A 19,352-nucleotide genomic window follows, 5' to 3' on the forward strand; every position below is an offset into this window, starting at 1 on the left:
CAGCCCGCGGAATCAGGCCGCGGGGCGCTGCGGGCGGTAGGGCGGGGTGGACATCACCATTTCCGCCAGCGAGAACGCCAGTTCGCGTTCGGCGAGCACCGCGCCGTCGGCACCGTGTTCCAGCAGGTGCTTCACTTCGCCTTCGCTGTGGGCGCGCGCCAGCAGCGTCAGCGAGGGATTGATCGCGCGCAGTTTCGCCAGCGCCTCGCCGGCTTCCAGCGGTTGCGGGATCGCCAGTACCGCGATCTTCGCGCGCTCGGGATGCGCTTCGGCCAATACGCGGTCGGCGGCGGCGCTGCCGCGGATCGCGGGGATGCCGGCATCGTGCGCACGCGCGACATGGTCGCCGTTGTCGTCGATGACGATCAACGGTACGACGCGGTCGCGCAGGACGCGCGCCAGCTCGCTGCCCACGCGGCCGTAGCCGATGATGATGGCGTGGTCGGTGACGTCCAGCGACGGGCCGGGTGGCACCTCGGGTTCGGCGGGCAGCGGCGCCAGGGCTTCCTGTTTCTTCTGCCAGCGGTCCAGCCACGAGAACAGGAACGGGTTGGCGATGATCGACAGCAGCGAGCCGGCGAGGATCAGGTCGCGGCCATCCGGCGGCAGGATCTTCAGCGACACGCCCAGGGCGGCGAGGATGAAGGAGAACTCGCCGATCTGCGCCAGGCTGACCGAGATCGTCAATGCCGTGCCGGTCGGGTGCTTGAACGCGCGCACGATGAAGAACGCCGCCAGCGACTTGCCGATGACGATGATGCCGAACGTGGCCAGCACCTGCCACGGATGCGCCAGCAGGATCGCGGGGTTGAACAGCATGCCCACCGAGACGAAGAACAGCACCGCGAACGCGTCGCGCAGCGGCAGCGAGTCGTTGGCGGCCTTGTGGCTGAGCTCCGATTCGTTGAGCAGCATGCCGGCGAAGAAGGCGCCGAGCGCGAACGACACGCCGAACAGCGTGGCCGAGCCGAACGCCACGCCCAGCGCGATCGCCAGTACCGACAGGGTGAACAGCTCGCGCGAACCGGTGGCGGCGATCTTCTCCAGCGTCCACGGGATCACCCGCCGCCCGACCAGCAGCATGAAGGCGACGAACGCGCCGAGCTTGATGAGCGTCCACGCGATCGCGACGATGAAGCCACCGAAGGTCGCTTTCTCGCCGCCGTTCTCCGGGCCGAACGTGGAGGCCAGCACCGGCAGCATGACCAGCGCCAGCACCATCACCAGGTCTTCGACGATCAGCCAGCCCACCGCGATCCGGCCGCGCTTCGTTTCCAGCAGGCGACGCTCCTCCATCGCGCGCAGCAGCACCACGGTGCTCGCCACCGACAAGGCCAGGCCGAACACGAACCCGTTGAGGGGCGTCCAGCCCATGCCCCAGGCCAGCGCCCAGCCGAGCCCGGTCGCGACCACGATCTGCGCGATGGCGCCGGGAATGGCGATCGCCTTGACCTCCAGCAGGTCCTCCAGCGAGAAGTGCAGGCCCACGCCGAACATCAGCAGCATCACGCCCAGTTCCGACAACTGGTTGGCCAGTTCCTGGTCGGCGACGAAGCCCGGCGTGAACGGCCCGACGAAGATGCCTGCGATGAGGTAACCGACCAGCGGCGAGAAGCGCAGTTTGTGCGCGAGCGCGCCCAGCACGAAGGCCAGGGCGAGGCCTACCGCGATGATGTTGATCAGGTCGGTGTCATGGTGCATCGAATGGCGCGGTTCCTCGGCGTGATCGGTCGAGTGTCGCCGATGCGGCGGCCATGCCGCAAACCGGCGCGGATGCGTCGTTGCGACGGTGGAGGCCCGCCATAACGGAAACGCCCCGCGCGGGGCGGGGCGTTCCGGTATCGCGTGGTGCGCTTGGCTCACCAGGTATAGCTGATCCGGCCGTAGGCGTAGGCGCCGTTGAATCCGAACGGACTCTGGGACGGGTAAGGCAACTGGCCGGTGGTCGAGGTGTTCAGTGCCGGGGAGATAAACAGGCTCTCATCCGGATACTCGTCCAGTACGTTGTCGCCACCCACCGTGAACTGCCAACCGCCGGTCTTGTAGCTGAAGGCCAGGTCGAGCAGCCACTTCGCGCCGAAGGTCTGGTCCAGCACCGGGTTGGCGTTGAGGATGGTGAACTCGCCATAGCGCGTGGCGGTGGTGCTGACGCTGAAGCCGCCCTTGGTCCAGATGCCGTTGAGGAAGAACTTGTCGCGCGGCGAGCCCACTTCGAACCGGCCCAGCTCCACGCGGCCGAAACGCAGCGCGGTCGGGTCGATGGCTTCAAGCGCGGCAGGATTCTCCGCCACGCGGTCGATCGAAGTCTTGTTGTAGTTGTAGCCTGTGGTGAAGTCGAGCGTGCTGCTTGCCAGCGCCCACTTGTAGGTACCGACGATGTCCACGCCCTTGGTGGTGGTGTCCAGCGCGTTGGTGAAGTAGCGGCCGCCTGCGACGTCCGGGAAGCCGTGCGTGTTGAGCCAGGTGCGTACCGCGGTGCTGGTCAGGTTTTCCGACAGCGTGATGCGGTCCTTGACCTTGATGTGGTACGCGTCGATGGTCACGTACAGGTTCTCGATCGGCGTGAGCACCAAGCCGAGGCTGAGATTCTCGGATTCCTCCGCTTTCAAGGGTTCGGCGCCGAGCGAGATGCCGGCCGGGTTGGTCACCCGGAACGTCACCAGGTCGAAGGGCAGGCCGCCGATGAAGTTGGTCGACGTGGTCTGGTAGTACTGCTGCTGCAACGACGGCGCGTGGAAACCGGTCGAGACGGTTGCGCGCAGCGCGACCGCGTCGGTGAACGCATAGCGGCCGGTCAGCTTCCCGGTGGTGGTGTCGCCGAAGTCGCTGTAGTCCTCGTAGCGCACGGCGACGCCCGCCGACAGCTTCTCGGTCAGGTCGCCTTCCAGGCCTGCATAGAACGAAATGTTGTTGCGGTCGAAGCTGCCGCTGTCGCTCGGTCGGAAGCCCGGGAACACCTGCGCGCCGGAGGGCGCCGGCGCACCGCCGATCAGTACGCCGCCATTGATGTACGAGCCGGGTTCGCCCGCGCCGATGGTGAACTTCTCGCCACGCCATTCCGCGCCGTAGGACAGCGTGACTGGATAGGCCAGGCCCCAGTCCAGCTGCTTGTTGAAATCGAAGTTCAGCACGTGCTGCTTGAGTTCCAGGGCGCCGGCGTAGAACTGCGTCGGCGAAGTCGGGCCCAGGCTGCGGTTGAGGGTGTTGCGGATGTCGAACTCCAGCTCGTTGGAGCCGAAGGTGTAACTGATGTCGATGTTGGTGCCGCCATCGGTGGACGTCTTGATGCCGCTGGAAACGCTGACGTCGGTGGAGGTGTTGAAGATCTGCGGCAGGAAGCCGTCCGGGTAGATCGACGGGATGTTGCGCGAGTCGCCGGCCGGGCGGAAGAAACCGTTGGAGAGCGTTTCGCGCCGGGTGTACAGGCCGTAGGAATAGAAGCTCAGGTAGTCCGTGATATCGACGTCGCCGTTGTAGAGGAACGAAGCGTTGTCGACTTCCGGATCGCCGTAGCGCTGCACTACCTTGCCGCCCGGTGCACTCGTGGCCGTCACCGTGCCCAGGAAGGGACGGGCACGGTCGGTCTGGTCCTGGTGGCCGGCCTGCGCGGCGAAATGCACCTTGCCACTCTCGCCGAGCTTGAAGCCGGCATCGGCCAGGGCCTGGTACTGGCGGCCGTCGCCTGCGCTGTAGCCGCCGCCGGTCAGACTGACGCTGCCGCCGCTGCCCGCGCCCTTCAACACGATGTTGATCACACCGGCGATGGCGTCGGAGCCGTACTGCGCGGAGGCACCGTCACGCAGCACTTCCACGCGCTCGATGGCGGAGATCGGGATCGAGTTGAGGTCGACCGGCGAGGAGCTGCGCCCCTGGCTGCCGTTGACGTTGACCAGCGCACCCGGGTGGTAGCGCTTGCCGTTGACCAACACCAGCGTGTGGTCGGGCGCCAGGCCGCGCAGCTGCGCGGGCCGCATCGCGTCGGTGCCATCGTTGATCGCGGCGCGCGGGAAGTTCAGCGAGGGCACGGCGCGCGACAGCGCCGTCGCCAGTTCCACGGTGCCCGTCGATTCCAGGACGTCGGGCGTGATTATGTCGATCGGTGCAGTGGATTCGGCCACCGTGCGGTCGGCCACGCGGGTACCGGTGACGATCAGGGTGTCGAGGGTCTGGGCTTCGGACGGCGGGCTGGTCTCCTGCGCCAGGGCGGCAGGCGCGGCGAGCGCCAGGGCGATGGCGAAGGTGAGTGGCGAAAGCTTGCGGGTCATGGTGGCTCCAACGGGATGGAAGGACGGCGCAGCGAGGCTGATGGTGGCAGGAAAGTTGCGGCTGAAATCACTTTTGTGCGGTGCATCAACGTCTTTGTTACCGCCCTATGACATGGATGTCAATGGATTCTTAACAACTGTGATGCGGCCCGCTACCGATAAACTACGCGGCCGCTCTCCCCCAAATCCCCGTAGGTTGTTTCTTGATTGCCCTTCGTAATTTCGCGCTCCGCCGTGGTGAGCGCCTGCTGCTGTCCAACGTCGACCTGACCCTGCACGCGGGCTACCGCGTGGGCGTGGTGGGGCGCAATGGCGCGGGCAAGTCCAGCCTGTTCGCCGCCGTGCAGGGCGAGCTGGAAGCCGACAAGGGCGACCTCGACCTGCCCGGCAAGGTACGCATCGCCAGCGTGGCGCAGGAGACCCCGTCGTTGCCCGACCCCGCGCTGTCGTTCGTGCTGGGCGGCGATACCGAAGTCGCGGCGGTGCTGCAGGCCGAGGCCGATGCGACCGCGCGCGAGGACTGGGAGGCGGTCGCCAACGCGCACCAGAAGATGGCCGAACTCGGTGCCTACGACGCCGAGGCGCGTGCCGGCAAGCTGCTGCACGGCCTAGGCTTTCCGGCCGATACGCACCATCGCCCGGTATCGTCGTTCTCCGGCGGCTGGCGCGTGCGCCTGAACCTGGCGCGCGCGCTGATGATGCCCAGCGACCTGCTGCTGCTCGACGAACCCACCAACCACCTCGACATGGACGCGGTGCTCTGGCTGGAGCAGTGGCTGCTGAAGTATCCCGGCACGCTGCTGCTGATCTCGCACGACCGCGAGTTCCTCGACAACGTCGCGACCCACACGCTGCACCTGCATGGCGGAGGCGCGAAGCTGTACACCGGCGGCTACACCGACTTCGAGCGCCAGCGCGCCGAACAGCTGCGCCAGCAGCAGATCGCGCACGAGAAGGAACAGGCCGAGCGCGCGCACCTGCAGAGCTTCATCGACCGCTTCAAGGCCAAGGCGTCGAAGGCCGCGCAGGCACAGAGTCGCATGAAGCGCCTTGCGAAACTGGCGGGCACCGAGGCCGTGCGCGCGGAGCGCGAATTCCGCATCGAGTTCGCCGAACCGGCCAAGCTGCCGTTCTCGCTGATCCGCCTCAACCATGTCGAGGCCGGTTACGGCGGCGACGCCGTCATCCTCCACGATGTCGGCTTCGGCCTCGAAGCGGGCCAGCGCATCGGCCTGCTCGGTCCCAATGGCGCGGGCAAGACCACGCTGGTGAAGACCCTGGTCGGCGAGCTGCCGACGATGGCGGGCGACCGCATGGCGCACCCGGACCTGCGCATCGGCTACTTCGCGCAGCACACGGTGGAGTCGCTGCATGAAGGCCAGTCGCCGATGGACCATTTCCGCGACATCTCGCCGGACGGCAGCAACCAGTCGTTCCGTGATTTCCTCGGCAAGTGGAATTTCCCCGGCGATCGCGCGTTCGAGCCGGTGGACGGATTCTCCGGTGGCGAGCGCGCCCGCCTGGCACTGGCGCTGATCGCCTGGCAGCAGCCGAACGTGCTGCTGCTCGACGAACCCACCAACCACCTTGACCTTGAGATGCGCGAAGCCTTGGCCGAAGCGCTCAGCGATTTCGACGGTGCCATCGTGATGGTGTCGCACGACCGCCATCTGATCGGCCTGGTGTGCGACACGTTCTGGCGCGTGGCCGATGGCGTGGTCGAGCCGTTCGATGGCGACCTGGACGAATACGCCGCCTGGTTGCGCACGCGCGCCTCCGCGCAGGGCAGCAAACCGCTGCGCAGCGAACCCGCGCCTGCGCCCAAGCCGGCCCCAGCGCCCGCACGCAAGGTCAATCCGGTGAAACTGGCCGCCGCCGAGGCGAAGGTCGCCGAGCTGGAAGGCAAGCTGGCCGAGGTGGACGCGCAACTCGCGGATCCGAAGAGCTATGCGGACGCGGACCTCGCCGCACGCCTGGGCCGTGATCGCGAAGCGCTGCAGCAGCAGCTGGCCAAAGCCGAGGAAGCCTGGTCCGCGCTGTACGACGACGCTTGATCCGGCCCGCCTCCAACCCCATACCCGCCCTCGTCACGACGCCTTTTAACCGCCATGCCCATCTACGCCTTCGAATGCACCCAGTGCGGCCATAGTTTCGACCGCCTGCAGAAGCTGTCCGATCCCGACCCCGATACCTGCCCGTCGTGTGGCGCACCGTCGGTGAAGCGGCAGCTGACGGCGCCGTCGTTCCGCCTCGCGGGCAGCGGCTGGTACGAGACCGACTTCAAGAAGGATGGCGACAAGAAGCGCAACCTCGCCGATGGCGGCGAAGGCGCAAAGCCGTCCAGCGAGTCCAAGCCCGCCGAGTCGGCGCAGGCGAAGACCGAAAGCGCGCCGGCGAAGACGGAATCGAAACCGGCGACGCCGTCGTCTTCGTCCTGAGGCGACGCGGTAAGGTGGCGTCCTTCATCCGACAAGGGAACGCCATGAACGGGATTCACGCGCTGGTGCTGTTGGCGTTATGCACCGCGGGTTGCAAGGCCGAGCCGGAGCCACGCTACGGCGTGTCGGAGAAGTTCGATCAGTCTCCGTTGCCTCTTTACGTCACCGAGCCTTCCGCCCAGTTCTTCTCCAATCTGCAGCCTTTGTGCGGCAAGGCCTTTGCCGGCCGCATCACGGCCAACCAACCTGCGTCGACCACCCCTGACCCCTTCGAGGGCAAGGCGCTGGTCATGCATGTGCGTGGATGCAGCGACCCGACGCGCGAGATCCGCATTCCCTTCCACGTCGGCGATGACCATTCGCGCACCTGGGTGCTGACGCGCACGGGTACCGGCCTGCGGTTGAAGCACGATCACCGCCACGAAGACGGCAGTGCGGACGCGGTGACGATGTACGGCGGCGACACGGACGAGCCGGGTAGCACGCAGCGGCAGGCGTTCCCGGTGGATGCGGATTCGATCGTGATGTTCAAACGGGAAGGCCTGGCGGCCTCGGTGACGAATACCTGGGCGATGGAACTGGTGCCCGGCAAAACCTTCGTCTACGAACTGAGCCGGCCGAACGGCCGGTTGTTCCGGGTGGAATTCGACCTCACCGCGCCGGTCGAACTGCCGCCGGCGCCCTGGGGCGCCGGCGGTTGAATCCGTAGGGATCGCTCAGCGCGGCCCGAAGCGGCCGCGGCAGCCGCGGTCCACCCACACCTGCGTACCGGTGTAACCCCAGCTGTAGCCTTCACGGCAACTGGTATTCGAGATCTGCTGCAACAGGATCGGCCGGCCCTGGCGCGGGTCGTAGGCACAGGTCTTGCGGCGGTTGTCTTCGCTGCTGCAGGTCACCGAGTAGTTGCTGGAACCGCCACCGCTGCCCACGCGTGGCGCGAACTCGGCGCGGCAGCCATTGCCGACGTACACCTGGCCCTGCTGCGATTGCCAGCTCCGGCCCTCGACGCAGGCGGCGCTCGACAACTGCCGGGTCAGGCGCGAATGACCGCTCCACGGTGTACGGCAGGTACGGCCGCGGCCGTCGGTGCTTTCACAGCGGATCGTTCCGCCGGCAGCGACGCCCTGGGCGAACTCGCCCCGGCAGCCCTTCCACACTGTGATCAGGCCATCCTGCGAACTCCAGGTCGCGCCCTCCTCGCAGCGGCTGTTGGAGAGCTGCCGCACCAAGCGCGATTGTCCGCGCCACGGCGGCGTGCAGCGCTTGGCGTCGCCGCTCTTGCTCTCGCACAGGATGGTGTTGCCGTTGGAAGGCGGATTCGGGTTCCATCCGCCGCTGTTGCCGCCGAGCGACTGTGCGATGTCCTGCTTGATCCGGCTGAAGGTCCAGTTGGATCGGTTGACCTGGTCGAGGTAGAAGCGGAGCTGGTCGTCCGGAATGCGGCGACCGCGGGACTGTTCGGAGTACTCCAGGCTGATCACGCGCGTCTGGTCCTGGACGGACAACTGGCGCAGGTTCTCGGGCGCATAGGCCCGCGTACCGACCTGAGCGACGGCGCTGCCGGCCACCAGGGCCAGCAACAGTACGAGCACGGACTGCAACAACGGCTTCTTCATGGTGGCACCCTCCTAGGGAGGCGCCAGCATACGCCGGGGTCGTTAAGCCCGTGCAGGGGTGGGGCCGGCGGGCGGGGGACGGGGTAAACTACGCGGCTTGACCGGCCTGTCCCGGCCGCGGAATGTCCCGGCCCCGGTCCGAACCCCAGTGGAGCCCCCATGCGTACCCATTTCTGCGGCCTCGTCGACGAGGCCATGATCGGCCAGACCGTGACCCTGTGCGGCTGGACCGATGTCGCCCGCAACCTCGGCGGCGTCTGCTTCATCGACCTGCGCGACCACGAAGGCATCGTGCAGGTGACGGTGGACCCGTCCAATGCCGAGGTGTTCAAGGTGGCCGCTTCGCTGGGCTACGAGGACGTGCTGCAGATCGAGGGCGTCGTGCGTGCGCGCGAGGCCGTCAACACCAAGATCCGCACCGGCCAGGTGGAAGTGATCGCCACGAAGATCACCGTGCTCAACAAGGCCGATCCGCTGCCCTTCCACCACCACGAGAACCCGGGCGAGGAGACGCGCCTGAAGTATCGCTACCTGGACCTGCGCAGCGCCGACATGCAGCGCAAGCAGCGCACCCGTATCAGGCTGGTGCAGGCGTTGCGCCGCTGGCTGGATGCGCGCGGCTTCCAGGACATCGAAACGCCCATCCTCACCAAGGCCACGCCCGAGGGTGCGCGCGACTTCCTGGTGCCGGCGCGGATGCACCCGGGCGAGTTCTACGCACTGCCGCAGTCGCCGCAGCTGTTCAAGCAGATCCTGATGGTGGCCGGCTTCGACCGCTACTACCAGATCGCGCGCTGCTTCCGCGATGAAGCGCTGCGCGCCGACCGCCAGCTCGAGTTCACCCAGCTCGACATGGAGTTCGCGTTCGTGCGCGAGCGCGACGTGCAGGACGCCGTGGAAGGCATGATCCGCGACATCTTCGCCGAGGTGATGGACGTGCAGCTGGACGCGCAATTCCCGCGCATGACCTGGGCCGAAGCGATGCGTCGCTACGGCTCGGACAAGCCGGACCTGCGCATCGCGCTGGAGCTGGTCGACGTGGCCGAACTGGTGAAGTCCAGCGAGTTCGCCGTGTTCACCGCCGCGGCGAACGATCCGGACGGCCGCGTGGCTGCGCTGCGCATCCCGGGCGGGGCGTCGCTCAGCCGCAAGCAGATCGACGAGTACGCCGCGCACGCCGCCAAGTACGGCGCCAAGGGCCTGGCCTACATCAAGATCGACGAGGCTGGCGCGGTCAGCTCGCCGATCCAGAAGTTCTTCGCCGAAGACGCCTTTGCGGCGCTGGTGAAGCACGTGGGCGCAGGCAACGGCGACATCGTGTTCTTCGGTGCGGGCGGCTACAACAAGGTCAGCGACTTCATGGGCGCGCTGCGCCTGAAGGCCGGCAAGGACTTCGGCCTTGTCCAGGACGGCTGGAAGCCCCTGTGGGTCACCGACTTCCCGATGTTCGAATGGGACGACGAGGCGCAGCGCTATGTCGCGCTCCACCATCCCTTCACCGCGCCCGCGGTGGACGACATCGGCGATCTGCGTGCGAACGCGAAGACGGCGGTATCGCGCGGTTACGACATGGTGCTGAACGGCAACGAGATCGGTGGTGGTTCGATCCGTATCCACCGCCCCGACATGCAGAGCGCGGTGTTCGAGCTGCTTGGCATCGGTGCGGAAGAGGCGGAAGCCAAGTTCGGCTTCCTGCTGGACGCGCTGCGCTTCGGCGCGCCGCCGCATGGCGGCATCGCGTTCGGCATCGACCGTATCGCGGCGCTGATGGCGGGCACCGAGTCGATCCGTGACGTCATCCCGTTCCCCAAGACCACCAGCGCGCAGTGCCTGATGACCGGTGCGCCGTCGCCGATCCCGGACGAGCAGCTGGCTGAAGTCCACATCCAAGTACGTCCGAAGAAAGACTGAGAGAGAAACACGCAATGACGGAATACGCTTTTTCGCTGGAATGGGAACGCCTGGGCAATGAAGGCGCCGATGCGGGCTTGGTGACGGAACGCGCGCGCGTGTTCGGTGGCTGGCTGGTGCGCGTCGGCACGTCGCCGGCCGCGATGGCGGTGACCTTCGTACCGGACGGCCAGGGCCGCTGGGACGGCGAGGACTTCGGCGAAGACGACTACGAAGAAGAAGACGAAGAAGAGTACGAAGAGGAAGAAGACGAGGACGCCGACGAAGAAGACGAGGCGGACGAAGAGGAAGAGGAAGAAGAGGACGCGTAAGCGTGCAGATCCGCCGCGCCACCGCCGATGACGCCGCGGTCCTGTCGGACCTGGCGTCGCGCACCTTCACGGAAACCTTCGGGCATCTGTATCCGGCGGAAGATCTTTCGGCATTCCTCACCGACGCCTATGACGTCGACAAGCAGCGGATCATCCTGTCGCACCCGGATTACGCGGTGTGGCTGCTCGAAGCCGATGGCGTGGCCGTGGGGCATGCAGCCGCCGGGCCATGCGGGTTGCCGCATGCGGACGTGGTGAAGGGCGATGGCGAGCTGAAGCGGTTGTACGTGCTGGCGTCCCACCAGAACGGTGGGTGGGGCGGGAAGCTGTTCGCCGAGGTCGAGCGGTGGTTGTTGAAGGACGGGCCGCGGACGCTGTGGATCGGGGTGTGGTCGGAGAACTTCGGTGCGCAGCGGTTCTATGAGCGGCAGGGGTTCGAGCGGGTGGGGGGATACAAGTTCGCGGTGGGGAAGACCTTGGATGACGAGTTCATCCTGCGGCGTGAAGCCTCCGCGGAGTCGTGACGCGAAGAGCGTTCCGCTGGCCCTGCGGTCCAGCGGGTAACTTTTCTTTGGTGACGCAAAGAAAAGTCACCAAAAGAAAGCGTCTTTCTCGACGAAGCAATCCCATCCGGTCACCGCTATCGGGATTTTCCGACTCGCCCTCCTGGCGAGGCGGAAAACGGCGGACATCCTTGTCCGCCGCCCTTCGGGTCTGGCGACGACACGGGTGTTGAAAGTAAAAAAGCAAACGGCCGCGTTAGCGGCCGTTGCTGTTTTCGGTGTTCCGCTTACTTCTGGAGGAAAGTCAGCAGGTCCTGGTTGACGCGGTCCTTGTGGGTATCGGTCAGTCCGTGGGGTGCGCCGGGGTAGACGATCAGCTGGGCGCCCCTGATCAGCTGGGCCGAGGCCTTGCCGGAGGCGTCGAGGGGGACGATCTGGTCGTCGTCGCCGTGGATCACCAGGGTGGGGATGTCGAACTTCTTCAGGTCTTCGCGGAAGTCGGTGGCCGAGAACGCGGCGATCGAGTCGTAGGTGTTCTTGTGGCCGGCCTGCATGCCCTGCGCCCACCAGCTGTCGACCAGGCCCTGCGAGGGCTTCGCGCCGGGGCGGTTGAAGCCGTAGAACGGGCCCGAGGCGATGTCCTTGTAGAGCTGCGCGCGGTTGTCCAGCGAGCCTTTGCGGAGGCCGTCGAAGACCTCGATCGGCAGGCCACCCGGGTTGTCGGCGGTCTTCAGCATCAGCGGCGGGACGGCGCTGATCAGCACGGCCTTCTTGACGCGGCTGGTGCCGTGGCGGCCGATGTAGCGCGCCACTTCGCCGCCGCCGGTGGAGAAGCCGACGAGGGTCACGTCCTTCAGGTCCAGCGTGTTGATCACCGTGGCTAGGTCGTCGGCGTAGTGGTCCATGTCGTTGCCGTCCCACGGCTGGCTCGAACGGCCGTGGCCGCGGCGGTCATGGGCGACCACGCGGTAGCCCTTCGACGCCAGGAAGATCATCTGCGATTCCCAACTGTCCGAGGACAGCGGCCAGCCGTGGCTGAAGGTGACGACCGGGCCGTTCTTCGGGCCCCAGTCCTTGTAGTACAGCTGCACGCCGTCGGCGGTGGTGAGGGTGCTCGCGGTGCGTTCGACGGCGACCGGGGCGGTGGTGGGCGCGGACTGTGCGGCGAAGCTGGCCTGGGTGGCGACGGCCAGCAGCGTGGCGGCGATCGTGCGGGTGAAAACGTTCATGGGTGCGGTTCCTGCAAAGGGTGGTGGGTCAGGAAGGAGGATCAGTCGGCCAACACCAGCGTCACGTCGATGTTGCCGCGCGTGGCGTTGGAGTACGGGCAGACGATGTGGGCGGCGTCGACCAGGGCCTGCAGCTGTTCGCGTTCGATGCCCGGGGCGGCGATGGTCAGTTCGGCCTGGATGCCGAAACCGGTGGGGATCTGGCCGATGCCGACCTTGCCGGTGACCGTGGTGGAGGCGGGCAGGGCGACCTTCTGCTTGCCGGCGACGAACTTCAGCGCGCCCAGGAAGCAGGCCGACCAGCCGGCCGCGAACAACTGTTCCGGGTTGGTGCCGTCGCCGCCGGCGCCGCCCAGCTCGCGCGGGGTGGACAACTTGACGGCCAGCACGCCGTCGGACGAGGTGGCCTGGCCTTCGCGGCCGCCGGTGGCGGTAGCGGTGGCGGTGTAGAGGATCTTTTCGATGGACATGGCGGTGCTCCTGGGAAGGTGGGTGGTCCGGGGCGGGTGGCCGTCCGGTGAGGTGTACTTTGCGCCCCCAAATGGGACTGTTGGTGATGTAGAATCCTGAAAACTTGATCTGGAGTATTGCCATGGTCGACCGGCTTGAGGTCCTGCTGGAGCGGTTCTCGGTGTCGGCGGAGGTCTTCCACGCCGGTGCGCTGTGCGGCATCAACACGCTGGAGGCGGAGCCCGGCGTGGGCCAGCTGCACCTCATCCAGCGCGGGCCGCTGGAGGTGTTCCATGGCGCCACCTCGCTGCGCATCGATGCGCCCAGCCTGCTGCTCTATCCACGCGCGATGACGCATCGCTTCGTCAGCGATGCGACGCGCGGGGCCGAGATGGCCTGCGCCAACGTGCGGTTCGAAGGCGGCGCGCAGAATCCGATCAGCGCCGCGCTGCCCGACGTGGTGTGTCTGCCGCTGGAAACCCTGCACGGGGCGCAGGACGTGCTGCCGCTGCTGTTCGAAGAAGCCTTCACCCAACGCTGCGGACGTACGGCGCTGGTCAACCGGCTGTTCGAGGTCGTGATGATCCAGGTGCTGCGCCAGCTGATGGAGACCGGCGAAGTGAAGGGCGGCATGCTGGCCGGTCTGTCGCACCCGCGCCTGCGCAACGCCATCGTGGCGATGCACGAAGCACCGGCGAATGAGTGGACCCTGGACGAGCTGGCACGCGTGGCCGGGATGTCGCGCAGCGTATTCGCCACCCAGTTCCGCGAAGCGCTCGGCACGACGCCGGGCCAGTACCTGCAGGGCTGGCGCGTGGGCCTGGCGCAGCAAGCGCTGCGCCACGGCAAGCCGTTGAAGGTGGTGGCCGCCGATGTGGGCTATGGCAGCGAAGCAGCGCTGTCGCGCGCCTTCAAGGCGCACAGCGGGTTGTCGCCGCGCGCGTGGAAGCAGCAGGCCGCCGCGCATTGAGCCACGCTGGCAGGCCGCCATCCCTTCGACGACACTTCTGCGCATGACGAACAGACGAGACTCGGCGCCGCGCGTGGTGCTGGTGCACGGCATCTGGAATGCGAAATCCTGGCTGACGCCGCTCGCGCGGCGCTTGCGGCATGAAGGCTTCGAAGTGGACGTGTTCGGTTATCCGAGCATCCTCGGCGGGCCGGAACCCGCCATCGCTGCACTGATCCAGCGTCTGCAGGGCGGGCCGCCGACCCACTTGGTCGGCCACAGCCTCGGCGGATTGATCGGGCTGGAAGCCTTGCGGCGAGCGCCCGACCTGCCGGTGCAGCGCATGGTCTGCCTGGGTTCTCCCTTGCTCGGCAGTGGTGCCGCACGCAGCCTGGGCCAGCGCGCCTGGACCTCGCCGATCCTCGGGCGCAGCGGCGCGCTGCTGCAGGCCGGCTGCCCGCCCTGGCAGGGCGCGGTTCCGGTGGGCATGGTGGCGGGCGACGTCGCGCGTGGCATCGGCCGGCTGCTCACCCGCTTCGACGGGGCGTCCGATGGCACGGTGGGCCTGGACGAAACCCGGCTGCCGGGATTGGCGGCGCACTGCGTGGTGCCGGCCAGCCATACCGGGCTGGTGTTCTCGGCCGATGCGGCCCGCCAGGCGGCGCATTTCCTGCGCGAAGGGCGCTTCACGGACGCATGACCGGGGCCCGCATGGGGACGCGTATAATCCGCGCCCTTGTCTGAGCACTCCGGAAGTCACCATGGGCAGAGGCCCGTCCATCGAAGCCCGCAAGAACGCCACCGACGCCAAGCGCGGCAAGATCTTCACCAAGATCATCCGCGAGATCGGCGTGGCGGCCCGCGCCGGCGGTGGCGACCCTGCCAACAACCCGCGCCTTCGGGTGGCGGTGGACAAGGGGTTGGCGGCGAACATGTCGAAGGACGTGATCGAGCGCGCCATCAAGAAGGCGACCGGCGAACTCGAAGGCGTGGTCTACGAAGAGATCCGCTACGAAGGCTACGCCCCCGGCGGCGTTGCGGTGATCGTCGACTGCCTCACCGACAACCGCGTGCGCACCGTGGCCGAAGTGCGCCATGCCTTCGGCAAGCACGGCGGCAACATGGGCACCGAAGGCTCGGTGGCTTTCATGTTCAAGCGCCTCGGGGTGTTGAGCTACGCGCCGGGCGCCGATGATGCGTCCTCATTTGAGAGCCGGATCACCGAGGCGGCCATCGAAGCGGGTGCCGATGACATCGTGGTCTATCCCGACGACGGTTCGATCGACGTGGTCACCACGCCGGATGCCTTCCAGACAGTGAAGGACGCGATGACGGCCGCCGGCCTGCAGCCGGGCCACGCCGAGATCACCTTCCGTGCCGACAACGACATCAGCGTGGAAGGCGAGACGGCCCTGCAGGTCAAGAAGCTGCTGGACATGCTGGAAGACCTGGACGACGTGCAGGACGTCTATTCCAACGCCGACCTGGGCGCCGACGCGTACGCGTAAGCCGACCCCGTGACCCGCATCCTCGGCATCGACCCCGGTTCCCAGCGCACCGGCATCGGCATCATCGATGTCGATGCGGCGGGCAAGGTGAGCCATGTCCACCATGCGCCGCTGGTGCTGCTGGGCGCGGAGGATTTCCCGCAGCGCCTGCGCGTGCTGCTCGATGGCCTGACCGCCATCATCACCACCTGGCAGCCGGACGAAGTCGCCATCGAGAAGGTGTTCATGGCGCGCAATCCCGATTCGGCCCTCAAGCTGGGGCAGGCGCGCGGCGCCGCGATCAGCGCGGTGGTGCTGCGCGACCTGCCCGTGCACGAGTACGCGGCCAAGGAAGTGAAGCTGGCCGTCGTGGGGCGCGGCAGCGCCGAAAAGACCCAGATCCAGCACATGGTCGGCATCATGCTCAACCTGCATGGCAAGTTGCAGGCCGATGCCGCCGATGCGCTGGCCGTCGCCATCACCCATGCGCACGTGCGCGCCACGGCGAAACGCCTGGGCGTGAGTTCGAAACTGGCCTGGAGCAGGAAATGATCGGACGTCTTCGCGGCATCCTGGCGTACAAGTCGCCCCCGTGGCTGGTGATCGACGTGGGCGGCGTGGGCTACGAGCTGGAAGCGCCGATGAGCACGCACTACGACCTGCCCGACGTAGGCCGCGAAGTGCTGCTGTTCACCCATTACGCGCAGAAGGAAGACAGCGTGTCGCTGTACGGTTTCCTGCGCGAGGGCGAGCGCCGGCTGTTCCGCGATGTGCAGAAAGTCAGCGGCATCGGCGCGAAGATCGCGCTGGCCGTGTTGTCCGGCGCCAGCGTCGACGAGTTCGCGCGCATGGTGCAGGCCGGCGACATCACCGCACTGACGCGCATCCCGGGCATCGGCAAGAAGACCGCCGAGCGCATGGTGGTGGAACTGCGCGACCGCGCCGCCGATCTGATGGGCACTGGCGTGGGCGGCATCAGCGCCTTGCCCGCCGATCCGCAGTCCGAGGCGACCATCGCCCTGCAACAGTTGGGTTACAAGCCGGCCGAGGCGACCCGCATGGCGCGCGATGCGACCGCGCCGGGCGACGATGCCGCCACGATCATCCGCAAGGCGTTGCAGTCGGCCCTGCGCTGACCGCGGCTCTAGAGCACCCCTTCACTTCCGCAGCGCTACCCTTCCGGCCGCCATGTCCACCCCTACATCTCCGCACGACGCCGGGCATCACGGCCATTCGAAGGCCGGCAAGGTCGCCCTGGTGGCCGGCGCCGTCGGTGTCGTCTTCGGCGACATCGGCACCAGCCCGCTGTACACCATCAAGGAGATGTTCCACCCGCACTTCGGCCTGACCCCGGATCCGGACACGGTGCGTGGCCTGCTGTCGCTGGGTTTCTGGTCGCTGCTGCTGGTGGTCACGCTGAAGTACGTCATCGTGATCATGCGCGCCGACAACGACGGCGAGGGCGGCATCATGGCGTTGACCGCGCTGGCGCAGCGCAGCCTGGCCAAGGGCTCACGGCTGAGCTACACGGTGGGCATCCTCGGCATCTTCGGCGCGGCGCTGTTCTTCGGCGACGGCATGATCACGCCGCCCATCACCGTATTGGGCGCGGTCGAAGGTCTTGAAGTGGTCTCGCCCGTGTTCAAGCAGTGGGTCGTGCCGATCAGCCTGGTCATCCTGACCGGCCTGTTCGCCGCGCAACGCTTCGGCACGGCGAAGGTGGGCAAGGCGTTCGGACCGGTGATGATCACCTGGTTCATCGTGCTGGCCGCGTTCGGCGTCTACAACATCGCCCAGAACCCCTCGGTACTGGCCGCGTTGAATCCGTACTGGGCCTGGAACTTCTTCGTCACCCACGACTGGCACGCCGTGCTGATCCTTGGCGCGGTGGTGCTGACCGTGACCGGTGGCGAGGCGCTGTATGCCGACATGGGCCACTTCGGCAAACAGCCCATCCGCTGGGGCTGGTTCGGTTTCGTGCTGCCGGCGCTGGTGCTGAACTATTACGGTCAGGGCGCCGTGCTGCTGCGCCACCCTGAGGCGGTGGCGAACCCGTTCTACATGTCGATCCCGGACTGGGCGCAGATCCCGATGCTGGTGCTGGCGACCACCGCGGCGGCGGTTGCATCGCAGGCCGTCATCACGGGCGCGTTCTCGGTCACCCGCCAGGCGATCCAGCTGGGTTACCTGCCGCGGCTGGCCATCAAGTACACCTCGAAGGACACGATCGGCCAGATCTACGTGCCCTCGATCAACATGATGCTGTACCTGGCGGTGATCGTGCTGGTGCTGAGCTTCCAGAGCTCGGGCGCGCTGGCGACGGCGTATGGCCTGTCGGTCACCGGCACCATGCTGATCGACACCTTGCTGCTGGCGATCGTGGCGTACACGCGCTGGCCGGATTCGCGTCGCTGGGTGCTGCCGCTGTGCGGCGTCTTCCTGGTGATCGACCTGGCCTTCCTGTTCGCCAACGGCGCCAAGCTCGTCACCGGCATCGGTGCCTGGGTGCCGCTGTTCATCGGCATCACCGCCTTCACCATGATGCGCACCTGGCGTCGCGGCCGCGAGTTGCTGCATGGCGAAGTACAGAAGGAAGGCATCCGCCTCGACACCTTCCTGCCGGGCCTGATGCTGGCGCCGCCGGTACGCGTGCCGGGCACGGCGATCTTCCTCACCGCCGACAAGGGCGTGGTGCCGCACGCGCTGCTGCACAACCTGAAGCACAACAAGGTGCTGCACGAACGCAACGTGTTCCTGACGGTGGAAACGCTGACCGTGCCGTACGCGCCGAAGAAAAAGCGCCTGAAGATCGAGCCGATCGGCGACGATTTCTATCGCGTGGTGATCAGCTACGGCTTCGCCGAGACGCCGGACGTGCCGCAGGCACTGATGGGTTCCTGCGACCAGGGCGGCGTCTACTTCGATCCGATGGAAACCACCTACTTCGCCAGCCGCGAGACCGTGGTGGCGAGCCGGCAGGGCGGCATGCCGATCTGGCGCGACAAGCTGTTCGCGGCCATGCATCGCAATGCGGCGCCTGCGACCGGTTTCTTCCGCATCCCGGGCAACCGCCTGGTCGAGTTGGGCGCGCAGGTCGAAATCTGACGGGACGAATGGGCGGCGGTTTCGTCCATAATCCCGTCATGACCGCCGACCGCATCATCGATTCCTCCGCCACCCGCGAAGACGACGCCATCGAGGCCAGCATCCGGCCGAAGCGGCTGGACGAGTATCTCGGCCAGAAGCCGGTGCGCGAACAGCTGGACATCTACATCCAGGCGGCGAAGGGGCGCGGCGAGGCGCTGGACCACGTGCTGATCTTCGGGCCGCCCGGCCTCGGCAAGACAACGCTGAGCCATGTGATCGCCAACGAGCTGGGCGTGAACCTGCGCGTGACCTCGGGCCCGGTGATCGAGAAAGCCGGCGACCTGGCGGCGCTGCTGACCAACCTGCAGCCGCACGATGTGCTGTTCGTCGACGAGATCCATCGCCTCTCGCCCGTGGTCGAGGAAGTGCTGTATCCGGCGATGGAGGATTTCCAGATCGACATCATGATCGGCGAGGGCCCTGCAGCCCGGTCGATCAAACTCGACCTGCCGCCGTTCACCCTGATCGGCGCCACCACCCGCGCCGGTCTTCTGACCGCGCCGCTGCGGGACCGCTTCGGCATCGTGCAGCGACTGGAGTTCTACACGCCGGAAGAGCTCACCCGCATCGTGCAGCGTTCCGCGCGCATCCTCGGCATGGACTGCGAGCCCGACGGTGCGGCCGAAATCGCCCGTCGTGCACGCGGCACCCCGCGCATCGCCAACCGCCTGCTGCGTCGTGTGCGCGACTATGCGCAGGTCAAGGCCAACGGCCACATCGACGTGGACGTCGCCCGTGCCGCGATGCAGATGCTGAAGGTCGATCCGGAAGGCTTCGACGAGCTCGACCGTCGCATGCTTCGCACCATCATCGACAGCTTCGATGGCGGGCCGGTGGGTGTGGAGTCGCTCGCGGCCGCGCTCAGCGAAGAGCGCGGCACGCTGGAGGACGTCATCGAGCCCTATCTGATCCAGCAGGGCTTCCTGATCCGCACGGCACGCGGCCGCATGGCCACGCGCAAGGCCTACCTGCACCTGGGGCTGACGCCGAAGGGGCGGGTGCCGGAGTCGGGCGAGTCCAGCGGCGAACTCTTCTGATCCACTGGT

18 protein-coding genes are annotated in these 19,352 nt (G+C 67.1%); 13 read left to right on the forward strand and 5 right to left on the reverse strand.

Features of this window, described 5'->3' with window-relative positions; all coding sequences use genetic code 11:
• Nucleotides 1-12: 12 nt before the first annotated feature.
• Both ybaL and ACSION_RS16225 read right to left on the reverse strand, forming a co-directional pair.
• Nucleotides 13-1,701 (reverse strand): YbaL family putative K(+) efflux transporter, encoded by a 1,689-nt coding sequence (gene ybaL / locus ACSION_RS16220; protein ID WP_435306845.1) that lies wholly within the window; start codon nt 1,699-1,701, stop codon nt 13-15.
• A gap of 158 nt (nt 1,702-1,859) precedes the next feature.
• A complete protein-coding gene (locus ACSION_RS16225; RefSeq protein ID WP_435306846.1) occupies nt 1,860-4,265 on the reverse strand; it encodes a TonB-dependent receptor plug domain-containing protein in 2,406 nt (801 codons plus the stop codon).
• Nucleotides 4,266-4,468: 203 nt separating this feature from the next.
• Here ACSION_RS16225 and ACSION_RS16230 point away from each other — a divergent pair, with 203 nt between their 5' ends.
• From ACSION_RS16230 to ACSION_RS16240, 3 genes are read left to right on the forward strand one after another with little or no spacing between them, the layout of a single operon-like run.
• Entirely contained in the window at nt 4,469-6,319 is a 1,851-nt protein-coding gene (locus ACSION_RS16230; protein WP_435306847.1) for an ABC-F family ATP-binding cassette domain-containing protein, read from the forward strand.
• Nucleotides 6,320-6,373: 54 nt separating this feature from the next.
• Entirely contained in the window at nt 6,374-6,703 is a 330-nt protein-coding gene (locus tag ACSION_RS16235; RefSeq protein ID WP_435306848.1) for an FmdB family zinc ribbon protein, read from the forward strand.
• Nucleotides 6,704-6,747: 44 nt separating this feature from the next.
• The gene (locus ACSION_RS16240) at nt 6,748-7,404 is read left to right on the forward strand and encodes a hypothetical protein (RefSeq protein ID WP_435306849.1); all 657 of its coding nucleotides are present in this window, start codon (nt 6,748-6,750) and stop codon (nt 7,402-7,404) included.
• A 15-nt stretch (nt 7,405-7,419) separates the two neighbouring features.
• On the opposite strand, the gene ACSION_RS16245 is transcribed toward ACSION_RS16240, so the two are convergent.
• Complete coding sequence (locus ACSION_RS16245) at nt 7,420-8,319, reverse strand: DUF3011 domain-containing protein (RefSeq protein ID WP_093487658.1); 900 nt, start codon at nt 8,317-8,319, stop codon at nt 7,420-7,422.
• A 159-nt stretch (nt 8,320-8,478) separates the two neighbouring features.
• Here ACSION_RS16245 and aspS point away from each other — a divergent pair, with 159 nt between their 5' ends.
• From aspS to ACSION_RS16260, 3 genes are read left to right on the forward strand one after another with little or no spacing between them, the layout of a single operon-like run.
• Nucleotides 8,479-10,230 carry an aspartate--tRNA ligase gene (aspS, locus tag ACSION_RS16250; protein ID WP_435306850.1) on the forward strand — a complete coding sequence of 584 codons (1,752 nt, stop codon included), beginning with the start codon at nt 8,479-8,481 and terminating at the stop codon, nt 10,228-10,230.
• A 14-nt stretch (nt 10,231-10,244) separates the two neighbouring features.
• Nucleotides 10,245-10,541: a DNA primase gene (locus ACSION_RS16255; protein WP_435306851.1), complete on the forward strand. Its 297-nt coding sequence runs from the start codon at nt 10,245-10,247 to the stop codon at nt 10,539-10,541.
• Between the two features lie 2 nt (nt 10,542-10,543).
• A complete protein-coding gene (locus ACSION_RS16260; protein WP_435306852.1) occupies nt 10,544-11,065 on the forward strand; it encodes a GNAT family N-acetyltransferase in 522 nt (173 codons plus the stop codon).
• A gap of 266 nt (nt 11,066-11,331) precedes the next feature.
• On the opposite strand, the gene ACSION_RS16265 is transcribed toward ACSION_RS16260, so the two are convergent.
• Together ACSION_RS16265 and ACSION_RS16270 are read right to left on the reverse strand one after the other, a co-directional pair.
• Complete coding sequence (locus ACSION_RS16265) at nt 11,332-12,273, reverse strand: alpha/beta fold hydrolase (RefSeq protein WP_435306853.1); 942 nt, start codon at nt 12,271-12,273, stop codon at nt 11,332-11,334.
• 41 nt (nt 12,274-12,314) lie between these two features.
• On the reverse strand, nt 12,315-12,743 hold the full coding sequence (locus tag ACSION_RS16270; RefSeq protein WP_056879650.1) for an organic hydroperoxide resistance protein: 429 nt from the start codon (nt 12,741-12,743) through the stop codon (nt 12,315-12,317).
• 122 nt (nt 12,744-12,865) lie between these two features.
• Here ACSION_RS16270 and ACSION_RS16275 point away from each other — a divergent pair, with 122 nt between their 5' ends.
• The 7 genes from ACSION_RS16275 (at nt 12,866) to ruvB (ending at nt 19,343) form a co-directional block, all read left to right on the forward strand.
• The gene (locus tag ACSION_RS16275; protein ID WP_435306854.1) at nt 12,866-13,693 is read left to right on the forward strand and encodes a cupin domain-containing protein; all 828 of its coding nucleotides are present in this window, start codon (nt 12,866-12,868) and stop codon (nt 13,691-13,693) included.
• 43 nt (nt 13,694-13,736) lie between these two features.
• Nucleotides 13,737-14,372 carry an esterase/lipase family protein gene (locus tag ACSION_RS16280; RefSeq protein ID WP_435306855.1) on the forward strand — a complete coding sequence of 212 codons (636 nt, stop codon included), beginning with the start codon at nt 13,737-13,739 and terminating at the stop codon, nt 14,370-14,372.
• A 61-nt stretch (nt 14,373-14,433) separates the two neighbouring features.
• Complete coding sequence (locus tag ACSION_RS16285) at nt 14,434-15,180, forward strand: YebC/PmpR family DNA-binding transcriptional regulator (RefSeq protein ID WP_435306856.1); 747 nt, start codon at nt 14,434-14,436, stop codon at nt 15,178-15,180.
• Between the two features lie 9 nt (nt 15,181-15,189).
• Nucleotides 15,190-15,711, forward strand: a complete 522-nt coding sequence (gene ruvC / locus ACSION_RS16290) for a crossover junction endodeoxyribonuclease RuvC (protein WP_435306857.1) — start codon at nt 15,190-15,192, stop codon at nt 15,709-15,711.
• The gene (gene ruvA / locus ACSION_RS16295; protein ID WP_093487640.1) at nt 15,708-16,295 is read left to right on the forward strand and encodes a Holliday junction branch migration protein RuvA; all 588 of its coding nucleotides are present in this window, start codon (nt 15,708-15,710) and stop codon (nt 16,293-16,295) included. Before ruvC ends, ruvA begins: the two co-directional genes overlap by 4 nt.
• A gap of 52 nt (nt 16,296-16,347) precedes the next feature.
• Nucleotides 16,348-18,264: a potassium transporter Kup gene (locus ACSION_RS16300; protein ID WP_093487638.1), complete on the forward strand. Its 1,917-nt coding sequence runs from the start codon at nt 16,348-16,350 to the stop codon at nt 18,262-18,264.
• Between the two features lie 38 nt (nt 18,265-18,302).
• Nucleotides 18,303-19,343 carry a Holliday junction branch migration DNA helicase RuvB gene (gene ruvB / locus ACSION_RS16305; RefSeq protein ID WP_093487636.1) on the forward strand — a complete coding sequence of 347 codons (1,041 nt, stop codon included), beginning with the start codon at nt 18,303-18,305 and terminating at the stop codon, nt 19,341-19,343.
• Nucleotides 19,344-19,352: the final 9 nt, after the last annotated feature.

The organism is Pseudoxanthomonas sp. LjRoot125, from assembly GCF_964252705.1.
Lineage (GTDB): Bacteria > Pseudomonadota > Gammaproteobacteria > Xanthomonadales > Xanthomonadaceae > Pseudoxanthomonas_A.

Coding starts and splice junctions, on each gene's coding strand:
- ACSION_RS16235 (WP_435306848.1), top strand. CDS start 6,374: ATGCCCATCTACGCCTTCGAATGCACCCAGTGCGGCCATAGTTTCGAC.
- ybaL (WP_435306845.1), bottom strand. CDS start 1,701: ATGCACCATGACACCGACCTGATCAACATCATCGCGGTAGGCCTCGCC.
- ACSION_RS16275 (WP_435306854.1), top strand. CDS start 12,866: ATGGTCGACCGGCTTGAGGTCCTGCTGGAGCGGTTCTCGGTGTCGGCG.
- ruvB (WP_093487636.1), top strand. CDS start 18,303: ATGACCGCCGACCGCATCATCGATTCCTCCGCCACCCGCGAAGACGAC.
- ACSION_RS16270 (WP_056879650.1), bottom strand. CDS start 12,743: ATGTCCATCGAAAAGATCCTCTACACCGCCACCGCTACCGCCACCGGC.
- ACSION_RS16240 (WP_435306849.1), top strand. CDS start 6,748: ATGAACGGGATTCACGCGCTGGTGCTGTTGGCGTTATGCACCGCGGGT.
- aspS (WP_435306850.1), top strand. CDS start 8,479: ATGCGTACCCATTTCTGCGGCCTCGTCGACGAGGCCATGATCGGCCAG.
- ACSION_RS16245 (WP_093487658.1), bottom strand. CDS start 8,319: ATGAAGAAGCCGTTGTTGCAGTCCGTGCTCGTACTGTTGCTGGCCCTG.
- ACSION_RS16285 (WP_435306856.1), top strand. CDS start 14,434: ATGGGCAGAGGCCCGTCCATCGAAGCCCGCAAGAACGCCACCGACGCC.
- ACSION_RS16280 (WP_435306855.1), top strand. CDS start 13,737: ATGACGAACAGACGAGACTCGGCGCCGCGCGTGGTGCTGGTGCACGGC.
- ACSION_RS16225 (WP_435306846.1), bottom strand. CDS start 4,265: ATGACCCGCAAGCTTTCGCCACTCACCTTCGCCATCGCCCTGGCGCTC.
- ACSION_RS16265 (WP_435306853.1), bottom strand. CDS start 12,273: ATGAACGTTTTCACCCGCACGATCGCCGCCACGCTGCTGGCCGTCGCC.
- ACSION_RS16255 (WP_435306851.1), top strand. CDS start 10,245: ATGACGGAATACGCTTTTTCGCTGGAATGGGAACGCCTGGGCAATGAA.
- ACSION_RS16300 (WP_093487638.1), top strand. CDS start 16,348: ATGTCCACCCCTACATCTCCGCACGACGCCGGGCATCACGGCCATTCG.
- ruvA (WP_093487640.1), top strand. CDS start 15,708: ATGATCGGACGTCTTCGCGGCATCCTGGCGTACAAGTCGCCCCCGTGG.